Origin of the sequence: Methylobrevis pamukkalensis, assembly GCF_001720135.1 — a bacterium.
Lineage (GTDB): Bacteria > Pseudomonadota > Alphaproteobacteria > Rhizobiales > Pleomorphomonadaceae > Methylobrevis > Methylobrevis pamukkalensis.
This window is the reverse complement of the sequence record NZ_MCRJ01000304.1, coordinates 1-668: the sequence shown is the minus strand read 5'-3', so window position 1 is coordinate 668 and position 668 is coordinate 1. Positions and strand designations below refer to the sequence as shown.

1 protein-coding gene and 1 pseudogene are annotated in these 668 nt (G+C 58.4%); both read left to right on the top strand.

The window, feature by feature from the left end; genetic code table 11:
• Positions 1-482 (top strand): annotated as a pseudogene (locus A6302_RS20665) (hypothetical protein); the annotation flags it as partial.
• The coding region (locus A6302_RS23795; protein ID WP_210183432.1) for a hypothetical protein at positions 458-668 on the top strand (211 nt) is incomplete at its 3' end. The pseudogene A6302_RS20665 and the gene A6302_RS23795, both read left to right, overlap by 25 nt.

Here is a 668-nt window from a genome sequence, read left to right as displayed (position 1 = left end):
CGTTCAGGGCGCGCTACGCCAGCGCCGGAAGTAGCATGACCGACTTGCGACAGCGGCTCGCGACCTTCTGCAAGAGGACCCTTCGAAATCAGGTCGTCGAGTATGTTCGATACACCGAGCGGCGAGCCATCACGCGTCCATTTACGTCGAGCGACGCCGAACATTCGCTGTATGAGGCGGTTTCGGCCTTTTTGCAGCGCCCCAACAGCTACGCCCTTCCGCAGCGCCAGAGGCACCTTACGGCACTGATACTGAGGAAGCTGCTCGCGTCGTCGTCACTGGCTATCGCAGGCACGCTCGACACGTTGCGAGCGAGGTTGGAAACACTCCGCGACGAACAGATCAAGGATGATCCGGAGTTTGCCGAACGGCTTATTGAATCGGAAGAGATAGAAGACGAGCTGCTTGACGACATTCTGGAAGATGACACCGATCCGGATTCGTCAGAAGCGACGCGATGCCGATCGACCGGGCGAAGCTGAAAGAAGAGATTCAACTCCTCGAGCGCCTCAGTTCACAGGCACGAAACATCCCCGTCGATACCAAAACGGAGACGCTTCTCAAGGCGCTGGACATTGGCTTCGGGCAGATGGCCGAAACGGGCGCTGCACGGAAAGCGGTCATCTTCACGGAGTCCCGCAGGACGCAGGACTATCTCAAGAGTTTCC